Raw genomic sequence first — 19,004 nt, 5'->3', positions numbered from 1 at the left:
CGTTCCATCGAGACGGAAGGCGAGCCGCCCGCCGTCCTACATGGAGACCCGCATGCGCATCGGCAATCAACAGGACGTCACGCGCGCCGTGCTCGCGCCGGGTTCGTGCGTGCGCTCGCCGCCGACCCATACCGCCGCCTGACCGATTTCCCCCATTCCCCCGCTGTCGAACCGAGACCCATCATGCCGATTGTTCATATCTCCCTCGTCGAGGGCCGCGACGAGGCCGCCATCAAGGCCTGCGTGAAGGCCGTCGCCCAGACCGTGCACGAAACGCTGGGCGCGCCGCTCAACACCATCCGCGTGTACGCCACCACCACGCCGGCCAGCTTCTGGGCCGTCGGCGGCCAGACCAAGGACGAACTGCCGGCGCCGAAGCCCGACGTTCAGGAGAACGGACAATGACGCCCGAGGCGATCCGCCAGGCCGCCGACGCGCTGGCCGACGCCGCCCGCACGCGGCGCGCGATCGCGCCGCTGCGCGAGACGTTCGAGGGGCTGTCGATCGACGACGCCTACGCGATCCAGCGCGTCAACACCGAGCGCCGCCTGGCCGAAGGCCGCCGCCTGGTCGGCTGCAAGATCGGCCTGACCTCGGTGGCGGTGCAGAAGCAACTGGGCGTCGATCAGCCCGATTTCGGCATGCTGTTCGACGATTTCGGCTTCGGCGACGGCGAACCGATTCCGGCGTCGATCCTGATGCAGCCGAAGATCGAAGCGGAAATCGCGTTCGTGATCGGCCGCGACATCGTCGTGGACAACCCCGGCCAGCTCGACGTGCTCGATGCGATCGACTACGCGCTGCCGGCGCTCGAAATCGTCGGCAGCCGCATCGCCGACTGGAACATCCGCATCGCCGACACGATCGCCGACAACGCATCGTCGTCGGCCTACGTGCTCGGCACCCGCCCGCGCAAGCTGTCCGAATTCGACCTGCGCCTCTGCGGCATGGCGATGGAGCGCCGTGGCGAGCCGGTGTCGGTGGGCGCGGGCGCGGCCTGCCTCGGCAACCCGATCAACGCCGTGGTGTGGCTCGCGCGCACGATGGCGCGGCTCGGCACGCCGCTGAAGGCCGGCGACCTGGTGCTGTCGGGGGCACTCGGGCCGATGGTGCCGGTTGCGCCGGGCGACATCTTCGAGGCGCGCATCAACGGGCTCGGCGCGGTGCGCGCCGTGTTCGACTCCGATTCCACCGCATCCGCGAGCGAGGCCCGCCAATGAGCCAGATCACCGAATACGCGAGCCTGCTCGACGACGCCGCGCGCGAGGCGCGCGAGATCGAACAGTTCGATACCGACCACCGCCTGTCGCTCGACGACGCGTATCGCATCCAGGCTGCCTCGATCGAGCGCCGTCTCGCGCGCGGCGAGCGCCGGGTCGGCGTGAAGATGGGCTTCACGAGCCGCGCGAAGATGGTGCAGATGGGGCTGTCCGACGTGATCTGGGGCCGCCTGACCTCGGCCATGCAGATCGAGGAGGGCACCGCGATCGATTTCTCGCGCTTCGTGCACCCGCGCGTCGAGCCGGAAATCGCGTTCGTGCTCAAGCACGCGCTCGACGGCGACGTGACCGGCCCGCAGGCGCTGGCTGCCGTGGAAGCGATCGCGCCGGCACTCGAAATCATCGATTCGCGCTACCGCGATTTCAAGTTCACGTTGCCCGAGGTGATCGCCGACAACGCGTCGTCGAGCGGCTTCGTGATCGGCGCGTGGCGCGATCCGAAAACGGATTTCAGCAACCTGGGCCTGACGCTCAACATCGACGGCCGCGTGGTGCAGGTCGGTTCGACCGCCGCGCTGCTCGGCCATCCGCTGCGCTCGCTGGTGGCCGCCGCGCGTTTGTCGGCGCAGGCCGGCGAGCCGCTGCAGGCCGGCTGGATCGTGATGGCGGGCGGCGCGACGCCGGCCGAGTGGATCGCGCCGGGGCAATACGTCTCGGTCGAGATGGAGCAGCTCGGCAGCGCCGGGTTCCATGTGAAGCGTTGAATGCGATGCCGGCGGTGGCGAAAGAAAGGCCGGCCGCCGGCGAACGGGAGTGAATGATGAATCGCAAGGTGAAAGTGGCCATCATCGGGCCGGGCAATATCGGCACGGACCTGATGATCAAGGTGATGCGCAACAGCCGGCACCTCGAAATGGGCGCGATGGTGGGCGTCGATCCGAACTCGGACGGCCTCGCGCGCGCGGCCCGGCTGGGCGTGCCGACCACGGCCGAGGGCCTCGACGGGCTGCTCGAGCTCGACGTGTTTGCGCAGATCGACGTGGTGTTCGACGCCACCTCGGCCGGCGCGCATGCTCGGCATAACGAAGTATTGCAGGCGCACGGCGTGCAGGTGATCGACCTGACGCCGGCCGCGATCGGCCCGTACGTGATTCCGGCGATCAACCTCGAAGCCGAGAACGCGTCGAACATGAACATGGTGACGTGCGGCGGGCAGGCCACGATCCCGATCGTGGCGGCCGTGTCGCAGGTGGCGAAGGTGCATTACGCGGAGATCGTCGCGTCGATTTCGAGCAAGTCGGCCGGCCCCGGCACGCGCGCCAATATCGACGAGTTCACCGAGACCACCCGCGCCGCGATCGAGAAGCTCGGTGGCGCGGCGCGCGGCAAGGCGGTGATCGTGCTGAACCCGGCCGAGCCGCCGCTGATCATGCGCGATACGGTGTTCGTGCTGTCCGAGGCGGCCGACACGGCGCGCATCGAGCAGAGCATTACCGAAATGGTGGCGCGCGTGCAGGCCTACGTGCCCGGTTATCGCCTGAAGCAGCGCGTGCAGTTCGACACGATCCCGGCCGAGCAGCCGCTCAATGTGCCGGGCCTCGGGCTGCGGCACGGCATCAAGACCTCGGTGTTCCTCGAAGTGGAGGGCGCCGCCCATTACCTGCCGTCGTATGCCGGCAACCTGGACATCATGACCTCGGCCGCGCTCGCGTGCGGCGACATGATGGCCCGCCGCCGGATCGAAGCCGGCATCTCGCGTGCACTGAAGGAGACCGCGCAATGAGCGTCAGCGACCGCAAGCTTTATATCTCGGACGTCACGCTGCGCGACGGCAGCCACGCGATCCGCCATCAATACAGCCTGGCCAACGTGCGCGCGATCGCCGCCGCGCTCGACGCGGCCGGCGTGGACAGCCTCGAAGTGGCGCACGGCGACGGCCTCGAAGGCTCCAGCTTCAACTACGGCTTCGGCGCGCACAGCGACGTGGAATGGATCGCGGCGGCGGCCGAGAGCGTGACGCGCGCGAAGATCGCCACGCTGCTGCTGCCCGGCATCGGTACCACCCACGACCTGCGCAACGCCTACGACGCCGGCGCGCGCGTGGTGCGCGTGGCCACGCATTGCACCGAGGCCGACGTGTCGCGCCAGCATCTCGAATACGCACGCGAGCTGGGCATGGACCCGGTCGGATTCCTGATGATGAGCCACATGACCACGCCGCAGAAGCTGGCCGCGCAGGCGAAGCTGATGGAAAGCTATGGCGCGAGCTGCGTGTACGTGGTCGATTCGGGCGGCGCGCTCGGCATGAACGACGTGCGCGAGCGGTTCCGCGCGTTCAAGGACGTGCTGAAGCCTGAAACGCAAACCGGCATCCACGCGCACCACAACCTGAGCCTCGGCGTGGCGAATTCCATCGTGGCGGTGGAGGAGGGTTGCGACCGCATCGATGCGAGCCTGGCCGGGATGGGCGCGGGCGCCGGCAACGCGCCGCTCGAGGTGTTCGTGGCGGCCGCCGCGCGGCTCGGCTGGAACCATGGTTGCGATTTGTACCGCCTGATGGATGCGGCCGACGACCTGGTGCGGCCGTTGCAGGATCGCCCGGTGCGGGTCGATCGCGAGACGCTCGCGCTCGGCTATGCCGGCGTGTATTCGAGCTTCCTGCGCCATGCCGAGGTGGCCGCCGCGAAGTACGGCCTGAAGACGGTCGATATCCTCGTCGAGCTGGGCCGCCGCAAGATGGTGGGCGGCCAGGAGGACATGATCGTCGACGTCGCGCTCGATCTGCTCGCGCGTGCCGAACCCGAGGCGCACGCGCCGGTATGACCGCCGCATGACGCATCCCGTGTAAGACACGATTGCGCAAATCTTCCTGCGAATTTTTCTGTTGTAACGCCGAAGTTAAGCATCCGTTAAGCCCCGCCCCCGCATGCTGGTCGCCGACCGGAGCGGGGCACTCGCGCCACGCCGCGCACGCCTCCCCGCCCGGATTTCAACACACGGTGCCCGGCTCGCCGCCGCGCGCCGGGCCGTCTCATGGGGAATTGCCGGATGTCGAATGTGCCTCTCAAACCGGCGCGTCGCGGCGCGTTGACGCTGGTTGCCGGCCGACGCGATGCCGGGTGCCGCGCCGCGCACCGGACCGCGCACCTTGCGCAGGACGATCCACCGCCTGCCATGCCTGATGCGGCGTTGCCGCCGCGCTGGTTCGAGGAATGGATCGGTTATGTCGGCGAGCGCGCCGACGTGGCGCCGTCGCCGAAGCGGAGCGGCTGAACGATGGCGCCGAACCTCGAAGATGCCACCGAGGGCGCGGGCGAGCCGTACCGCCCGCTCGGGCTGGCCGAGCTGCTGCGCGCGGCCGGGCAGGGGCTGGACCTCACGCCGCTCGGCGCGCAACTGGTCCGCTATCTGGAGACCCACGACGAGCCCGATGCGCTGCTCGAACTCGCGCTCGTGCTCGAACTGAAGTACCAGCCCGAGGCGGCCGCGCAGGTGCAGCAACTGGCGCTCGCGAATCGTCAGCACTACGTGCCGCCGCGCGCCGCGTTGCCCGGTGCGCCGCGCCTGCTGGTGCTGAAGACGCCCGGCGACCTGATCGCCAACACGCCGTTCGAATGCCTGATCGAGCGGGCCGATCTGCACGTGGACGTGCTGTACGTGGACGACGCGCTGCCGCTGCCCGCCGCGCTGCCGCCGCACGACGTGCTGCTGGTGGCGGCCTGCGCGTCGGACGCCAACGCGCCGCGCCTGGCGCGCATGGCGGCGCTGGCCGCGCGCAGCCCGCGCCCGCTGATCAACGCGCCGCAACGCATCGGCTCGACCGCGCGCGAGGCGGCGTTCGCGCTGCTCGGCGATCAGCCCGGCATCCGCATGGCCGAGACGGTGCGCGTGCCGCGCGAACGGCTGGCCGACGCCGCGCGAGACGGTGCGGCGGTGGCCGGCCTGAACGCCGCCTATCCGCTGATCGTGCGGCCGGTGGGCTCGCACGCGGGGCGCGGGCTGGTGCGCATCGATGCGCCGGCCGACTTCACCGCGTATCTGCAGGCCATGGCGGGCGAGGCGTTCTACGTCGCGCCGTTCGTCGACTACCGCAGCGACGACGGCCTCTACCGCAAATACCGGATCGTGATGTGCGACGGCGTGCCGCTCGTGTGCCACATGGGGATTTCGTCGCACTGGATCGTCCATTACCCGTACGCGGAAATGGCCGGCGACACGTCGCGGCGCGACGAGGAAGCGCATTGCTTCGCCAGCTTCGACGCCGATTTCGCGGTGCGCCACCGCGAGGCGTTCGCGCGCATCGCGGCGCGCACCGGCCTCGATTACGTGGGCCTCGATTGCGCCGAGACGCGCGACGGCGCGCTGCTGATCTTCGAGACGGCCACCGCGATGGTGGTGCACGACATCGACGATCCCGCGCTGTACCCGTACAAGCTGCCGCAGATGCAGCGCGTGTTCGACGCGTTCCTCGCGATGATCACGCGACGCGCGGCCTTGAGCGACGCCGCCGGTTTCGTCGGTTCTCCTGACGTTCCCGAATCTCCCGAATCTCCCGACGCACTAGCATGACGAATCCCAACGCCCTCAATTTTTCCGGCGGCCCCGGCGCGCTGCCCGAGGTGGTGCTGGCCCAGACGCGCGACGCGATCGTCGCGCTGCCCGACACCGGCCTGTCGATCCTCGGCACCAGCCATCGCTCCGAATGGTTTCGCGCGCTGCTGCTGGAGGCCGAACGCAACCTGCGCGAGCTGCTGGGCCTGTCCGACGATTACGCCGTGACGTTCCAGCAGGGCGGCAGCAGCCTGCAGTTCGCGATGATCCCGATGAACTTCGCCACGCCCGACCATGCGCCGCCCGAATACGTGGTGTCCGGCTACTGGAGCCGCCGCGCCGCGCGCGATGCCGCCAGCGTCGGCCCGGCCACGGTGGCGTGGGACGGCGAGGCGCGCGGCTTCGTCGATCTGCCCGACCTGCGCGCGCTCGCGCCCGATCCGCACGCGGCCTATCTGCACTACGTGTCGAACGAGACGGTGGAGGGTTTGCAGTTCGACGCGCTCGATAGCGAACTGGCGGTGCCGGTGATCGCCGACATGTCGTCGGATTTTTTGTCCGCGCCGCTGCGCATGGATCGCTACGCGATGCTCTACGCGCATGCGCAGAAGAACCTCGGCCCGTCGGGCGTGACGGTGGCGATCGTGCATCGCTCGTTGCTGGCGCGCGTGCCGGCCACGCTGCCGGCGATGCTCGACCATCGCATCCATGTGGCGCACGGCTCGAACTACAACACGCCGCCGGTGTTCGCGATCTACGTGCTGACGCTGGTGTCGCGCTGGCTGCGCGACGAGGTGGGCGGGCTGGCGGCGATGGGCGAGATCAATGCGCGCAAGTCGGCGCGGCTGTTCGCGACGCTCGACGCGCTCGGCGACGCCGTGTCGATCCACGCCGCGCCGCGCTGGCGCTCGCGCATGAACGTGGCGTTCTCGTTCAAGGACGCCTGGATGGACGACGCGTTCGTGGATTACGCGGGGCGCTACGGCATCGTCGGGCTGGACGGCCATCGCTCGATCGGCGGGCTGCGCGCGTCGCTCTACAACGCGGTGACGGAGGAGGCGGTCGAGACCTTGTGCGAGGCGCTGCTGACGTTCGGGCGCACGCGGCTTTGAGCGGGTAGGGGTGAGGTGATGGCGTCAGCGGCGTAAGCGACGTTGCCGCCTCGCGCGAAGGCGTTATCGAATCGAAACGGATGTCATGGCGTCGGCATGCCGCGCGAGCCGGTGCATGAGCGGGCCGGGCGTGGCAGTATGTGCGCGCATCGCATTCATCGCGATGACACGACCGAGCCCAGGCGCCGCGATGCGGCAGCCGGGCCGTCCCACCGTTCGACGCCACTTCATCCGCATGACATCGCAATCCGCTTACACGATCCGGCTGGCCGACGGCCAGCACGACGCCGCGCGCGCCTGGCTCGCGCAACACCTGAACCAGTACAACGACGCGCAATCGGGCCAGCCCGACAACACCCCGCTCGACCTGATCGTGACCGACCCGGCCACCGGCGCGGTGCTCGGCGGCCTGACCGGCCGCACCTCGCTCGGCGTGCTGTTCATCGACATGTTCTATCTGTCCGAGCCGTTGCGCCGGGGCGGCGTGGGCAGCGAACTGCTGCGGCAGGCGCAGGCCGAGGCGCGCCGGCGCGGCTGCGAGCACGCGGTGCTCTACACCATCTCGTTCCAGGCGCCGCGCTTCTACGAGAAGCACGGCTTCACGGTGTTCGGGGAGATCCCGTGCCGGCCGGCCGGGGTGTCGCGCTACTTCATGCGCAAGGCGCTGCGCGACGCGTGAGCCGTGAGGCCCGCGTCGCGCAGGAGAGCTTACTTCTTGTCGCCCACCAGCCCGGTGCGCTCCTGCACGCCCCAATGGCGGTTGCCGCGCAGGAAGTAGAGCCAGCCGAGCGCGGCGCCGGCATGGCGCAGCACCTGGAAGCTGAACGGTTCGAACACCGAAGCGACGAACGCGATCGCGAGGCTCGACTGTTCGCGGTAGCCGGTCCAGCGCCGATACAGGTGGATCGACCACAGGTGGAACGCGAAATCGATCGCGATCTTCGCGCCGATCACGCCCGAGATCGACAGCGCGGTGTGGAAGCGGTGCTCGCAGAGGAACACCAGCAGCAGCGCGATCGCGGTCAGGCCGTAGATCGGCTGCAGCGTGTCGAGCGCCTTGACCGGCAGCATCAGCAGGCCGAGCTGGCCGTAGCGGCGGTTGCCGGTCATGTCGCGGTTCCAGTACTGCGTCTGCAGGAAGCCCGCGAACCAGCGGCGGCGCTGACGCAGGAACGCGCGCAGCGTGCCCGGCGCATCGGTGTGCGCGTGGGCGTCGCCGATCACGCGCACCCGCCAGGTTTCGCCCTGCTCGACGGCGTAGCGGCGCAGCCGGTGAATCAGTTCGTAATCCTCGACAAGACATTCGCCGTCGAAGCCGCCCACCTTCAGCACCGCGTCGCGGCGGAAGCACGCGAACGCGCCCGAGATCAGCAGCAGGCTGTCGGCGCGCATCCACGCGAAGCGCGACATGAAGTTGCGGATGTACTCGTAGGTCTGGAACCACTGGAAGAAGCGGCCCGACAGATCGCGCGCGCAGATCGGCGTCAGGATGCCGGTGGCGGCCACCAGCTCAGGCTCGGCCACGAACGCGCGGCGCATCGCGGCGCAGGCGTCGGGCGCGAGCCGGGTGTCGGCGTCCACCGTCAGCACGGCGTCGGTCTCGACATGCAGCAGCGCGGCGTTCAGCGCGGCGGCCTTGCCGCCGTGCGGCACGCGCAGCCAGCGCAAGGTGGGATACAGCGTGCTCGGCGCGCTCAGTTCGCCGTCGGGCGCCTGCACGAGGCCGTATTGCTGGGTCAGCACGGCGACGGTGTCGTCGGTCGAGCCGTCGTCGGCGAACACGATCTGGTGCAGCGGCTCGGTCTGGCCGAACAGGCCGTCGAGCGTGACCTTGATGACGGGTGCCTCGTTGTAGGCCGCCACCACCACGCCGAGCGTGGGCTGCGGCTGGCCCGGGGCGGGCTGCGCCGGCGCATGCACGGCCGACAGCTTGCCGGCCAGCGGCCAGATCTTGACCGCCACGAACGCGAGCAGCAGCGTGTCGTAGATCACATACGCGATGCCGACCGACCAGGACACCAGGCCCGGCAGCAGCGCGCGCGTGATCAGCAGGATCCACACCGCCATCGCGCCGCCGTGGATCAGCACGCTGATCAGGGTGGTGCCGCGCGGCGTGAGGCGCGGCGACATGCGGGTGCGGGCCAGGTCGAGCGCTTCGCGCGCGGCGGCCGTCACGGCGCGTGCGGCGGCGGCGCGGGCCGACGCGCTCTTGGCGACAGTCAGGGCAGACGAGGGCGTGCTCACGGCAGCATCCGGCGCAGGACCGATTCGCGATCGAACAGCTCGTGCTTGAGCGCGCCGAGCACATGCATCGCCAGCACCACGTAGAGCGCGTAGGCGGCCCACGTATGCATCGTGCCGAACAGGCCGTGCAGGTAATTCTTCAGGTCGGGCTGCAGGTTCTCGATGAAGCCCAGGCGGAACCACGGGATCACGTAGTACAGCGACATCGGGTGGGTGGCCGCGCCGTCCCAGGCCGAATCATGAAGCCAGCCGGTGATCGGCATCGCGAACATCAGCACGTACAGCAGGATGTGCGCGAGGTGCGCGGCGCGCAGCTCCCAGCGGCGGAACCAGCCCGGCAGCGCGGGCGGGCGGTGCGACACGCGCCACAGCACGCGCAGGATCGCCAGGCCGAGCACGGTGATGCCGATCGACTTGTGGATGTCGATGGCCGGGCGCACCCAGCCGTCGGGCATCCAGTCGGCGCTGATGGCGATCGCGACGTTGCAGAGGATGCCGAGCGCGATCAGCCAGTGCAGCGCCATCGCGGTGCGCGTGTAGCGCGGCACGCTGGGCGAGGCTTCGACGGCCGGGCTGGCGGAGGACGGAGCGCGTGAATTCATGGGTGAGGCTCTGGTGGAGAGGGTCGTAGCGCGCCCGCCGCCCGCATCGAAGCGGGCGGCGGCCGGGAATGCCGATGATCAGGACTTGCTGGTGGCGACCTGGCCGCGAATTTCGCCGCCCGGGTTCTTGGCCGTGTGCACGTTGAAGTACCAGCGGCCGCCCAGCAGATCGGCTTCCTGCGCCGGGGTCAGCGTGGCGTGGCCTTCGATCGGGCTCGGCAGATCCTTGGTGGCGATCGGGATCACCACGCCGGCGTTCTTGCCGACCGGCGCCGGGCCGTGGAAGTGGGCCATCGTGGCCGGGCCGGTCAGGTCCGAATAGTCGACGTGCCAGGTCAGTTGCTTCGAATCGGTGTCGTAGCTGCCCATCAGCATGCCGTGGCCGTCGCTCTGCTTCGGCGGCACTTCGGTGGCGGCGGCCAGGTCGGCATGGACTTGCAGCGTTTCGGCCTGGGCCGACAGCGAGGCGGCCAGGCCGAGGGACAGCGCGGCGATCGTCAGGGCACGGCGGGAGATCAGTTTCATGGCGGTTTCGTCAGGTCGTATGCGTTGAAGAGTGGCGGTCGTCATCGTCGTCCGCTCCCTTGCTTAACGCATGGGGGTGGGGGCTTATTCCATCGGAATGCAAAAAAAATCATCGAACCGTTCGCATGACGAATCGTCAGCCATGGAAAGCACTTCGTAAGTGCTTCGCCACCAGGCCCGCCGCCATGCGCGCACATGATACGCGCGGCGCCGCGCGGCTGCATAAGCTGTACGGAAGATGGAATAGCGAGGGGGGCTCGGGCGTTCTGGAAGGGCAGCTTGGTTCCCACCATTCATTTAAGACAACGAGGTTTTTCCATGTGGCATTCGATGGCAGCTCAGGTAGCGGTGCGGGGGCGTGCGGCGCGCTTCGCGATGGCGTTCGCGGCGCTGGCGGCGCTTGGCGCGTGTGCGGCGCCGCAATCCGGGGGGCAGGGTGCATCGGTCGCGCCGATGGCGGCGGCGCCCGCTTCGCTCGAACCGCCGGGCGGCGGGGTGCCGGCGCTGACGCTGGCGGCGTCGGGCGTGCAGATCTACGCCTGCGAGTTCGACGCGCAGCATCGGCTGGGCTGGGTGTTCAAGCGGCCGGCGGCCACGCTCTACGACGCGAGCGGCCAGGCGCGCGTGCAGCATGGCGCGGGGCCGTCGTGGGCGGCGGCTGATGGCAGCCGGATCGTCGGCCGCGTGCTGGCGCAGCAGCCGTCGGCCACGCCGGGCAGCATCCCGCAACTGCTGCTGGAAACGCACGACACGGGCGGCGCGGGCCTGCTGGCCGGGGTGCGCCATGTGCAGCGGCTTGCGACGGTAGGCGGCGCGATGCCGGCCGCGCCGTGTGCGACCGAGCATCAGGAAGGCAGCACGCCGTATCTGGCGCGGTATGCGTTCTATCGTTGAGCCTTGCGGGCAGGGGCGCTGAGTCCGATGGAGGGCGATGGGCGGCGGCGCGCGACGGGCAGTCTGCGGTAGGCGATAGGCGGCTGGCAGTAGGCGGCAGGAGACTGTGCGCGGCAGGCGGTAGACGACGGCGCGCGACAGGCGGTAAGCGCGGCCGGGCAGCAGGCGACGGTGCCTGGCAGGCGGCAGGCCGCGATGGGCGGTAGGCGGCAGGCGGCGGGCGCGGCGCGCGATGGGCGCTCTGCCCGCCGCCGGTTCAGGCGCGCGAGCCGAAATGGCGCTCGATCGCCTGCGCCCAATCGCTGTCACGAGCGGACGGCGAACGATCACGGTCGAACCCGGGCGCGTCGAACACGCGTTCGGCCGGCGCGTCGATGCTCAGGCCCTTGCCTTCGGTGTCCGCCGACATCAGCGACCAGGGCACGGCGATCAGGTGGTCGTGCCGATCGTCGGCCGTGGCGATCAGGGCGTGGGTGATGCGACCCTCGCCCAGATCGACGAGCAAGTCGCTCAGGTGGCCGACTGCGGTGCCGTCCGGCGCACTGATGCTTGCGCCTTCGAGCGTGTGGACGGCGAGCGGCAGCGCGCCGCTCGAATCGGTTTCGCGATAGCCGGCAAGCGGACCGCTGTGGGTGCCGGGCGTGGGGCTGGGCGTCGATTTCATGGGGAATCCTCCGTCAAGGGGGCGGATGACGTCGTCGTGGCGAGGTCATCCACCGAAGCGGAAAGGGGCCGGGGCAAGCCGGGCCGAGAGGTCGAACGCCCTGAAGGTGCGCAAGCCGCGTGCCGCGTCCCGGCGCATTGTGCGACGGGCCTGCGAGCGGGGCGGCGCGCGTTTTTACAAGGCAGCGAGGCTTTTGTACCTGGCCCTGTTTCGGGCGGATTTTCGGCCGCGCCCGCCTTTGTACAATGCGCGTGTCCCGACCTGTTCTCCGCCGCGCCATGACCGATCGCCAGCCCCGCCCCCGCCTGCAACCGCGCAAGACCCCGACCCAGCCGCGCGCCGCCGAAACGGTGGCCGCGATCGTCGAGGCCGCCGCGCAGGTGCTGGAGGCGCGCGGCCTGGACGGCTTCAACACCAATGCGGTGGCCGAGCGCGCGGGCGTCAGCATCGGTTCGCTCTACCAGTATTTCCCGGGCAAGGATGCGCTGACGGTGGCGCTGATGCAGCGCGAAACGCAGTGCTATCTCGACGAGATGGACGCCGCGCTGGCCGAGCCGGACGGCGTCGCGGCGCTCGGCCTGCTGCTGGCCGCGACGGCGCGCCAGCAGTTGCAGCGGCCGAACCTGGCGCGGCTGCTCGACGAGCAGGAGGACAGCCCGGCGCTGCGCGATGCGGTGGAATGCGTCGGGCTGGAAGCGCCGATGACGACGATCCTGCGCCGCGTGCTGCCGGCCGGCGAGGGCGGGACCTCCGGCGCGCTCGATCGTGCGGCGGCCGATCTCGGCGAGATCGTGCAGGCGCTGACCGACAGCGCCGGGGCGCGTGGCGAGCGCGACGTGGCGAGTTTGGAGCGGCGTTTGCGTGCGGCGGTGTTTGGGTATCTGCGCGAGCTGGATTTGATCGAGGGGCGGGGGAAAGCTGGGCGCGGTGGCTGAAGCGGGCACCGAGTGTGAGCAAGCGCGCGAGGCGAGCGAAACCCGGGCGCGGGGCGTAAGTGGGCCGCCGAGTGCGAGCAAGCGCGCGGGGCGAGAGAAACCCGGGTGCGAGGCGTGAAGTGGATCGCCGAGTGCGGGCAAGCGCGAGGCACGCGCGCAACCTGGGCACGCGGCCTGAAACTGGCTGCCGAATGTGAGCAAGCGGTGGCGCGCGCGACACCCGGGTGCGAGACCTTAAGCGCAGATCGAACGCGAGCAAGCCGAGGCACGTGCAAAACCCAGGCGCGAAACCTGAAGCACGCCGCCGAATGTGAGCAAGCACGAGACCGACGAAGCGGCTCGGCGCATCAACGCGCCTTGCCGCGCCTGCCCGGCCGCGCGGGCCGCGCCACCCCGCCCACCGCGCGCCGATGCGAGTAGCCGGCGGCATGGGCCGGCTCGTATTCTGAACGGGTCGGCGGTACGGCATCGGGCCACCGCCATCGCACCCGCAAGGCATCGACATGACCGACGTGACCCGCAGCATGAAACTGAACCACCTGAGCTTTCCCTCGTCCGACACGGCCGCCACGGCGCGCTTTTTCGAGCGCTACCTCGGCTTCACGATCGCCGGCACCTGGGATCGCTCGTATATCCTCAAGCGCCCCGGCTTCGACGTCGTGATCGACGACGCCGGCGACGAAACGCTGGCCTGGCCGCGCAACTTCCACACCGGGTTCGAACTGCCCGACCTCGACGCCGTCGAGTCGCTCTACGCGCGGCTCAAGGGCGAGGGCGTGCCGATGGAGACGGCCGTGTTCAACAACGGCCGCGGCTCGCGTTTCTTCTGCCGCGCCCCGGGCGGCGTGATGTTCGAGCTGAACACGCGCGCCGATGCGTCGGACGAATATCGCGGCACGTTCGACGAGTAAGGCAGCAACGAAGTCACCCGCAAGGGCGGCGCATCCGGCACCTCCGGATGCGCCGCCCTTGCTTCGTCATCCTGCTTATCGTACTCAGCGGGCAACCGGCGTGAACAGCGCGAAACGATCCAGATCGGTGCTGGCGTGGCGCTCGTGCTGCTGGTCGGCCGGCTCGCCGCGCACGCTGTTCACGCGACGGCCGCGCTTGACGGCCGGCCGCTCGGCGATCTGCATGGCCCAGCGGCGCACGTGGGTGTATTCGACCACGTTGAGGAATTCGCCCGCGCCGTACAACTCGCCGAGCGCGAGGCAGCCGTACCACGGCCAGATCGCGATGTCGGCGATCGAGTAGGCGTTGCCGGCGATATACGGGCGTTCGGCTAGCAACTGGTTCAGCACGTCGAGCTGGCGCTTGGTTTCCATCGTGAAGCGGTCGATCGGATATTCGAGCTTCTCGGGCGCATAGGCGTAGAAGTGGCCGAAGCCGCCGCCGAGGTACGGTGCCGAACCCATCTGCCAGAACAGCCAGTTCAGCGTTTCGGCGCGCGCGGCCGGCTCGCTCGGCACCAGCGCGCCGAACTTGTCGGCGAGGTAGAGCAGGATCGAGCCCGATTCGAACACGCGCACCGGTTGCGCGCCGCTGTGATCCACCAGCGCGGGAATCTTCGAGTTCGGATTGGCTTCGACGAAGCCGCTGCCGAACTGATCGCCGTCGCCGATGCGCACCAGCCAGGCGTCGTATTCGGCACCCGTGTGGCCGAGCGCGAGCAGTTCCTCCAGCATCACGCCGATCTTCACGCCGTTCGGCGTGGCCAGCGAATAGAGTTGCAGCGGATGCGCGCCCACCGGCAGCGGCTTGTCGTGGGTCGCGCCCGCGACCGGGCGGTTGATGCTCGCGAAATGGCCGCCGGATGGCGCGCGATGGGTCCAGACGGCCGGGGGAACGTAGACGGAATCCTGGCTCATGCAATCTTCTCCGAAAGAGGCGGCGGCAGCCCGCACGCGCGGCGTGGGGCAGGGTGGTGGCGGTGCGCGCGGCGAACCATGCGGCGCGGGCGTTCCGCCGGGACCGTTACTGTAGTCAAGTTTCGGCAATCTCGCCGGAGGCGGCTCCGGGCCGCTACGGCGTGGAGGTCCGCCGCGTTCGATGGCGGCCGAGCAGCGTTTCGCGAGGCGGTTCATCATGTGCCACTGGCCGCGCGCGGCGGCCGTGCGAATTTCAGCCGTGAATCGCGGTCGTGAGTCGTAGTCGCAACTCGCAGCCGTGAACCGCAGCCGTGAACCGCGGTTGTGACTCGCAGCCGTGAATTGCGGTCGTGAATCTCAGCCGTGAGTCGCGGTCGTTGATCGCAGCCGTAGATCACGGTCGTGAATCATGGTCGTGAATCACAGTGGCGATATACAGCGACGAATCACGGCCGCGAATTACAGCCGCGAATCACAGCCGTCTTTCGCCACCATATTCCGCCTCCGCCGCGCGTATTCCGTGACCCATCACAGGAACCCTCCGCATGCTCACGCTGCCTGCTCCGCTTCAATCGCGCGCCGCCTTGACGCCGCGTTCGCTCACCTCGCTCGTTCTCGGCCGCCGCCGCATCGGGAGGCTCGCATGAAGGCCGCCGTCCTGCGCGCACCGGGCGGGCTCGACCGGATCGAGATTCGCGACCTGCCCGATCCCGGCCAGCCGGGGCCGGGCCAGATTCGCGTCCGGCTGCACGCCACCTCGCTGAACTTCCACGATCTGATCGTCGCCAAGGGCGGCATGCCGACCGACGACGGCCGCGTGCTGATGTCCGACGGCGCGGGCGTGGTGGAGGCGGTGGGCGACGGCGTCGACGAATTCGCGCCGGGCGACGCCGTGGTGTCGCTGTTCTTCCCGCATTGGGCCGACGGCGCGGCGTTCGACGCCGTGGGCAACTTCGCCGGCACGCCCGGCGACGGCGCGGACGGCTTCGCGACCGAGGTGGTGGTGCGCCCCGCGCAGGCCTTCACGCACGCGCCGCGCGGCTGGAGCCACGCCGAAAGCGCCACCCTCACCACGGCCGGGCTGACCGCCTGGCGCGCGCTGGTGGGCGACGGCGCGCTGAAGGCCGGCGACACGGTGCTGACGCTCGGCACCGGCGGCGTGTCGATCGCCGCGTTGCAGATCGCCCGCGCGATGGGCGCGACCGTGATCGTCACGTCCTCGTCCGACCAGAAGCTGGCCCGCGCCAGCGCGCTCGGCGCGCATCACACCATCAACTACCGGCAGACGCCGGGCTGGGGCGCGGTGGCGCGCGAGCTGACCGGCGGGCGCGGCGTGGACCACGTGATCGAGTTGGGCGGCCCGGGCACGCTCGCGCAGTCGATCGACGCGGTGCGGGTGGGCGGCCATATCTCGCTGATCGGCGTGCTGACCGGCATGCAGGGCGAGGTGCCGACCGCCGCGCTGATGGCCAGGCAGGCGCGGCTGCAAGGGCTGATCGTTGGCAGCCGCCGCCAGCAGCAGGATTACGTGCGCGCGCTCGAACGCAACGCGATCCGCCCGGTGATCGACCGCAGCTTCGCGCTCGACGCGCTGGCCGAGGCGTTCCGCTGGCAGGAGCAGGGCGGCCATTTCGGCAAGATCGTCGCCGAGTGGTGATCTTGCCCACGCCCGCGTCCGAGCCGATGCGGCGAACGTGAAAAGGCCGGCGATCGCGTGCTGCGATCGCCGGCCTTTTGATTGCCGCGTGATTGTGAGGCTTGCCCGGCCGCCCCGATCGAGGTGGCCGGCCGACACGCTTACTTCGCGGTCGGCATCGCGAATTCCGCGCCCTTCTCGATGCTTTCGTTCCAGCGCTGCATGATCGACTTCTGGCGCGTGTAGAAGCGCACGCCTTCCTCGCCGTACGCATGCATGTCGCCGAACAGGCTGCGCTTCCAGCCGCCGAAGCCGTGCCAGGCCATCGGCACCGGGATCGGCACGTTGATGCCCACCATGCCCACTTCGATGCGGCGGCCGAATTCGCGCGCCACGTGGCCGTCGCGCGTGTACACCGCCACGCCGTTGCCGAATTCGTGCGCGTTGATCAGGTCGATCGCCTCGCCGAGATCCTTCACGCGCACGCAGGCCAGCACCGGGCCGAAGATTTCTTCCTTGTAGATGCGCATCTCGGGCGTGACGTGGTCGAACAGCGTGCCGCCCGTGAAGAAGCCGTTTTCGTGGCCTTCGACCTGGTGACCGCGGCCGTCCACCACCAGCGTGGCGCCTTCCTCGACGCCCAGGCCGACATAGCCCTCGATGCGCTCCACGGCCTGACGCGTGACGATAGGGCCCATTTCGGATTCGGCGTTCATGCCGTTGCCGATCTTCAGCGCGCGGGCGCGTTCGGCCAGGCGCGGCACGATCTTGTCGGCCACGTCGCCCACCAGCACCGCCACCGAGATCGCCATGCAGCGCTCGCCGGCCGAGCCGTAGCCCGCGCCGATCAGGCCGTCGATGGCGGCGTCGAGATCCGCGTCGGGCATCACCACCATGTGGTTCTTCGCGCCGCCCAGGGCCTGCACGCGCTTGCCGTTCTTCGCGCCGGTTTCGTAGATGTAGTTGGCGATCGGCGTGGAGCCGACGAAGCTGACGGCCTTCACGTCGCGATGCTGGAGCAGCGCGTCGACCACTTCCTTGTCGCCCTGCACGACGTTGAACACGCCGTCCGGCAGGCCGGCTTCCTTGAACAGCGCGCCCATGAACAGCGAGGCCGACGGATCGCGCTCGCTCGGCTTCAGGATGAACGTGTTGCCGGCGGCGATCGCGACCGGGAACATCCAGCACGGCACCATGCACGGGAAGTTGAACGGCGTGATGCCGGCCACCACGCCGAGCGCCTGGCGGGTGGTCCAGTTGTCGATGCCGGTGGAGACCTGCTCGGTGTAGTCGCCCTTGAGCAGTTGCGGGATGCCGCAGGCGAATTCGATCACGTCGATGCCGCGCGAGACTTCGCCCTGCGCATCGCTGAACACCTTGCCGTGCTCGGCCACGATGATCGCGGCCAGCTCGTCGCGGCGCTGGTTCATCAGTTCGAGGAAGCGCAGCATGACGCGCGCGCGGCGGATCGCCGGCGTGTTGCTCCAGCCCGCGAATGCGCGCTTGGCCGATTCGACGGCCGCATCGACATCGCGCGTGTCGCCCAGGCGCAGCGTGCGGGCCACCTCGCCGGTGGCCGGGTTGTAGACGGCCTGCGTGCGCGTGCCGTGGCTGGCGGTGCGCTGGCCGTCGATGAAGTGTTCGACGTCGGTGCGATCGGTGTACGGATTCATGGGCTCCTCCTGGGTGGATTGCCGGGCGTGGCCGGTCAGTGCTGTGCAGTGTAGGAGCCGCGCCGCCCGATGGATATACACTGCCGATGAAATCATTGTTTAAATTTCTGAACAATCACGCGATGAACATCGATCAAATCGAGAGCCTGTGGGCTCATCTGCACTGGCTCACGGTGCTGGCCGACCAGGGCAGCTACACGGGCGCGGCCGGGCGGCTCGGCGTCAGCAAGGCCGCCGTCAGCCTGAAGATCGCCGAGCTGGAGCGCGCCGCCGGCGTGCCGCTGGTGCAGCGCACCACGCGCAGCGTGCGGCTGACCGAGGCGGGGCTGCGGCTGGTGGAGGAAACCCGGCCGCTCTACGAACGCATCGCGCAGAGCTTCTCGGGCGTGCGCGACACGGCCGAGGTGGTGCGCGGCAGCCTGCGCGTGAGCGCGCCGGTGGCGCTGGCGCGCCAGCATCTGGCGCCGCGCCTGGCCGAATTCAGCCGCCGCCACCCGGAGGCGCGCGTGCAGCTCGACGTGTCGGATCGGCTCGTGTCGCTCGCCACCGAGGGCTTCGATCTGGCGATTCGCCACAGCGCCGCCGCGCCCGACACGCACGTGGCCTGGAAGCTGTGCCGCACGGTGTCGGTACTGGTGGCCACGCCCGGTTATCTGGCGAAGCGCGGCGCGCCGGCCCGGCCTGAGGATCTGGTCGGACACGATTGCCTCTATTACCCGCGCAGCCACGGGTCGACGGCCTGGAGTTTCGAGCGGGCCGGCACGCGCCGCACGCGCGCGGCGCGCGTCACCACGCCGATCGCCGGGCCGCTGTGTGCCAACAACAGCGAGGTGCTGCGCGATGCGGCGCTCGACGATCTCGGCATCGCGCTGCTGCCCGATTTCTCGGCCGTGGCCGCGCTGCGCGCCGGCACGCTGGTGCGCGTGCTGCCCGAATGGCGGCCGGTGGGCGTGTTCGCCGAGCAATTGCTGGCGGTGCGTCCCTATGCGACGCATGTGCCGCGCGTGGTGACGGCGTTTGTCGCGTATCTGCGCGAGGCGTTCGCGCCGGGTTTCGGGGTGGAGGCGGAGGGGGAAGCGA

The 19,004-nt window shown here is 69.6% G+C and carries 19 protein-coding genes and 1 pseudogene; 14 read left to right on the top strand and 6 right to left on the bottom strand.

The genetic code is table 11. The annotated features are described in order from the left end of the window. The first annotated feature begins 183 nt into the window (after positions 1–183). The 9 genes from AB4851_RS29865 (at position 184) to AB4851_RS29825 (ending at position 7,562) form a co-directional block, all read left to right on the top strand. A complete protein-coding gene (locus AB4851_RS29865) occupies positions 184–405 on the top strand; it encodes a tautomerase family protein (protein WP_414449968.1) in 222 nt (73 codons plus the stop codon). After that, positions 402–1,220 carry a 2-keto-4-pentenoate hydratase gene (locus tag AB4851_RS29860; RefSeq protein WP_414449967.1) on the top strand — a complete coding sequence of 273 codons (819 nt, stop codon included), beginning with the start codon at positions 402–404 and terminating at the stop codon, positions 1,218–1,220. The genes AB4851_RS29865 and AB4851_RS29860 overlap by 4 nt, the downstream gene beginning before the upstream one ends. Then, the gene (locus tag AB4851_RS29855; protein WP_414449966.1) at positions 1,217–1,984 is read left to right on the top strand and encodes a 2-keto-4-pentenoate hydratase; all 768 of its coding nucleotides are present in this window, start codon (positions 1,217–1,219) and stop codon (positions 1,982–1,984) included. Before AB4851_RS29860 ends, AB4851_RS29855 begins: the two co-directional genes overlap by 4 nt. 56 nt (positions 1,985–2,040) lie before the next feature. Continuing rightward, on the top strand, positions 2,041–3,003 hold the full coding sequence (locus AB4851_RS29850) for an acetaldehyde dehydrogenase (acetylating) (RefSeq protein ID WP_414451980.1): 963 nt from the start codon (positions 2,041–2,043) through the stop codon (positions 3,001–3,003). Further along, complete coding sequence (dmpG, locus tag AB4851_RS29845) at positions 3,000–4,043, top strand: 4-hydroxy-2-oxovalerate aldolase (RefSeq protein ID WP_414449965.1); 1,044 nt, start codon at positions 3,000–3,002, stop codon at positions 4,041–4,043. Before AB4851_RS29850 ends, dmpG begins: the two co-directional genes overlap by 4 nt. Before the next feature lie 225 nt (positions 4,044–4,268). Next, positions 4,269–4,493, top strand: a complete 225-nt coding sequence (locus AB4851_RS29840; protein WP_414449964.1) for a hypothetical protein — start codon at positions 4,269–4,271, stop codon at positions 4,491–4,493. A 3-nt stretch (positions 4,494–4,496) separates the two neighbouring features. Next, the gene (locus AB4851_RS29835; protein WP_414449963.1) at positions 4,497–5,789 is read left to right on the top strand and encodes an ATP-grasp domain-containing protein; all 1,293 of its coding nucleotides are present in this window, start codon (positions 4,497–4,499) and stop codon (positions 5,787–5,789) included. Continuing rightward, positions 5,786–6,883 (top strand): 3-phosphoserine/phosphohydroxythreonine transaminase, encoded by a 1,098-nt coding sequence (gene serC, locus AB4851_RS29830; RefSeq protein ID WP_414449962.1) that lies wholly within the window; start codon positions 5,786–5,788, stop codon positions 6,881–6,883. Before AB4851_RS29835 ends, serC begins: the two co-directional genes overlap by 4 nt. Positions 6,884–7,118: 235 nt before the next feature. After that, the gene (locus tag AB4851_RS29825; protein ID WP_414449961.1) at positions 7,119–7,562 is read left to right on the top strand and encodes a GNAT family N-acetyltransferase; all 444 of its coding nucleotides are present in this window, start codon (positions 7,119–7,121) and stop codon (positions 7,560–7,562) included. Between the two features lie 29 nt (positions 7,563–7,591). Here AB4851_RS29825 and AB4851_RS29820 read toward each other — a convergent pair whose 3' ends face one another. From AB4851_RS29820 to AB4851_RS29810, 3 genes are all read right to left on the bottom strand, one after another. After that, complete coding sequence (locus AB4851_RS29820; protein ID WP_414451979.1) at positions 7,592–9,013, bottom strand: glycosyltransferase family 2 protein; 1,422 nt, start codon at positions 9,011–9,013, stop codon at positions 7,592–7,594. Between the two features lie 110 nt (positions 9,014–9,123). Continuing rightward, a complete protein-coding gene (locus tag AB4851_RS29815) occupies positions 9,124–9,729 on the bottom strand; it encodes a cytochrome b (protein ID WP_414444456.1) in 606 nt (201 codons plus the stop codon). 78 nt (positions 9,730–9,807) lie between these two features. Beyond that, positions 9,808–10,254, bottom strand: a complete 447-nt coding sequence (locus tag AB4851_RS29810) for a CHRD domain-containing protein (protein ID WP_414449960.1) — start codon at positions 10,252–10,254, stop codon at positions 9,808–9,810. A 318-nt stretch (positions 10,255–10,572) separates the two neighbouring features. On the opposite strand from AB4851_RS29810, the gene AB4851_RS29805 reads away from it, so the two are divergent. After that, complete coding sequence (locus AB4851_RS29805) at positions 10,573–11,148, top strand: DUF3455 domain-containing protein (RefSeq protein WP_414449959.1); 576 nt, start codon at positions 10,573–10,575, stop codon at positions 11,146–11,148. A gap of 256 nt (positions 11,149–11,404) precedes the next feature. On the opposite strand, the gene AB4851_RS29800 is transcribed toward AB4851_RS29805, so the two are convergent. Continuing rightward, positions 11,405–11,812 carry a PRC-barrel domain-containing protein gene (locus tag AB4851_RS29800; protein WP_414444459.1) on the bottom strand — a complete coding sequence of 136 codons (408 nt, stop codon included), beginning with the start codon at positions 11,810–11,812 and terminating at the stop codon, positions 11,405–11,407. 278 nt (positions 11,813–12,090) lie between these two features. On the opposite strand from AB4851_RS29800, the gene AB4851_RS29795 reads away from it, so the two are divergent. Both AB4851_RS29795 and AB4851_RS29790 read left to right on the top strand, forming a co-directional pair. After that, entirely contained in the window at positions 12,091–12,747 is a 657-nt protein-coding gene (locus AB4851_RS29795) for a TetR/AcrR family transcriptional regulator (RefSeq protein ID WP_414449958.1), read from the top strand. A 503-nt stretch (positions 12,748–13,250) separates the two neighbouring features. Next, positions 13,251–13,658 carry a VOC family protein gene (locus AB4851_RS29790; protein ID WP_414449957.1) on the top strand — a complete coding sequence of 136 codons (408 nt, stop codon included), beginning with the start codon at positions 13,251–13,253 and terminating at the stop codon, positions 13,656–13,658. A gap of 84 nt (positions 13,659–13,742) precedes the next feature. On the opposite strand, the gene yghU is transcribed toward AB4851_RS29790, so the two are convergent. Continuing rightward, positions 13,743–14,615 (bottom strand): glutathione-dependent disulfide-bond oxidoreductase, encoded by an 873-nt coding sequence (gene yghU / locus AB4851_RS29785; protein ID WP_414449956.1) that lies wholly within the window; start codon positions 14,613–14,615, stop codon positions 13,743–13,745. 643 nt (positions 14,616–15,258) lie between these two features. On the opposite strand from yghU, the gene AB4851_RS29780 reads away from it, so the two are divergent. Continuing rightward, on the top strand, positions 15,259–16,272 hold the full coding sequence (locus AB4851_RS29780; RefSeq protein ID WP_414449955.1) for a zinc-dependent alcohol dehydrogenase family protein: 1,014 nt from the start codon (positions 15,259–15,261) through the stop codon (positions 16,270–16,272). Between the two features lie 140 nt (positions 16,273–16,412). Here the strand turns inward: AB4851_RS29780 and AB4851_RS29775 are convergent, their stop codons facing one another. Next, positions 16,413–17,924, bottom strand: coding sequence for a CoA-acylating methylmalonate-semialdehyde dehydrogenase (locus tag AB4851_RS29775; protein ID WP_414444464.1), 1,512 nt, complete (start codon positions 17,922–17,924; stop codon positions 16,413–16,415). A 122-nt stretch (positions 17,925–18,046) separates the two neighbouring features. On the opposite strand from AB4851_RS29775, the pseudogene AB4851_RS29770 reads away from it, so the two are divergent. Beyond that, positions 18,047–18,979 (top strand): annotated as a pseudogene (locus AB4851_RS29770) (LysR family transcriptional regulator); the annotation flags it as partial. Positions 18,980–19,004: the final 25 nt, after the last annotated feature.

Source organism: Burkholderia sp. 22PA0099, assembly GCF_047497165.1.
In the GTDB taxonomy this organism is placed as follows: Bacteria; Pseudomonadota; Gammaproteobacteria; order Burkholderiales; family Burkholderiaceae; genus Burkholderia.
This window is presented reverse-complemented; position numbering and strand designations above follow the sequence as displayed.

What these genes read in the sequence shown, in the direction of transcription:
- AB4851_RS29865 (WP_414449968.1), top strand. Translation starts at nt 184, where the DNA reads ATGCCGATTGTTCATATCTCCCTCGTCGAGGGCCGCGACGAGGCCGCC.
- AB4851_RS29860 (WP_414449967.1), top strand. Translation starts at nt 402, where the DNA reads ATGACGCCCGAGGCGATCCGCCAGGCCGCCGACGCGCTGGCCGACGCC.
- AB4851_RS29855 (WP_414449966.1), top strand. Translation starts at nt 1,217, where the DNA reads ATGAGCCAGATCACCGAATACGCGAGCCTGCTCGACGACGCCGCGCGC.
- AB4851_RS29850 (WP_414451980.1), top strand. Translation starts at nt 2,041, where the DNA reads ATGAATCGCAAGGTGAAAGTGGCCATCATCGGGCCGGGCAATATCGGC.
- dmpG (WP_414449965.1), top strand. Translation starts at nt 3,000, where the DNA reads ATGAGCGTCAGCGACCGCAAGCTTTATATCTCGGACGTCACGCTGCGC.
- AB4851_RS29840 (WP_414449964.1), top strand. Translation starts at nt 4,269, where the DNA reads ATGTCGAATGTGCCTCTCAAACCGGCGCGTCGCGGCGCGTTGACGCTG.
- AB4851_RS29835 (WP_414449963.1), top strand. Translation starts at nt 4,497, where the DNA reads ATGGCGCCGAACCTCGAAGATGCCACCGAGGGCGCGGGCGAGCCGTAC.
- serC (WP_414449962.1), top strand. Translation starts at nt 5,786, where the DNA reads ATGACGAATCCCAACGCCCTCAATTTTTCCGGCGGCCCCGGCGCGCTG.
- AB4851_RS29825 (WP_414449961.1), top strand. Translation starts at nt 7,119, where the DNA reads ATGACATCGCAATCCGCTTACACGATCCGGCTGGCCGACGGCCAGCAC.
- AB4851_RS29820 (WP_414451979.1), bottom strand. Translation starts at nt 9,013, where the DNA reads ATGTCGCCGCGCCTCACGCCGCGCGGCACCACCCTGATCAGCGTGCTG.
- AB4851_RS29815 (WP_414444456.1), bottom strand. Translation starts at nt 9,729, where the DNA reads ATGAATTCACGCGCTCCGTCCTCCGCCAGCCCGGCCGTCGAAGCCTCG.
- AB4851_RS29810 (WP_414449960.1), bottom strand. Translation starts at nt 10,254, where the DNA reads ATGAAACTGATCTCCCGCCGTGCCCTGACGATCGCCGCGCTGTCCCTC.
- AB4851_RS29805 (WP_414449959.1), top strand. Translation starts at nt 10,573, where the DNA reads ATGTGGCATTCGATGGCAGCTCAGGTAGCGGTGCGGGGGCGTGCGGCG.
- AB4851_RS29800 (WP_414444459.1), bottom strand. Translation starts at nt 11,812, where the DNA reads ATGAAATCGACGCCCAGCCCCACGCCCGGCACCCACAGCGGTCCGCTT.
- AB4851_RS29795 (WP_414449958.1), top strand. Translation starts at nt 12,091, where the DNA reads ATGACCGATCGCCAGCCCCGCCCCCGCCTGCAACCGCGCAAGACCCCG.
- AB4851_RS29790 (WP_414449957.1), top strand. Translation starts at nt 13,251, where the DNA reads ATGACCGACGTGACCCGCAGCATGAAACTGAACCACCTGAGCTTTCCC.
- yghU (WP_414449956.1), bottom strand. Translation starts at nt 14,615, where the DNA reads ATGAGCCAGGATTCCGTCTACGTTCCCCCGGCCGTCTGGACCCATCGC.
- AB4851_RS29780 (WP_414449955.1), top strand. Translation starts at nt 15,259, where the DNA reads ATGAAGGCCGCCGTCCTGCGCGCACCGGGCGGGCTCGACCGGATCGAG.
- AB4851_RS29775 (WP_414444464.1), bottom strand. Translation starts at nt 17,924, where the DNA reads ATGAATCCGTACACCGATCGCACCGACGTCGAACACTTCATCGACGGC.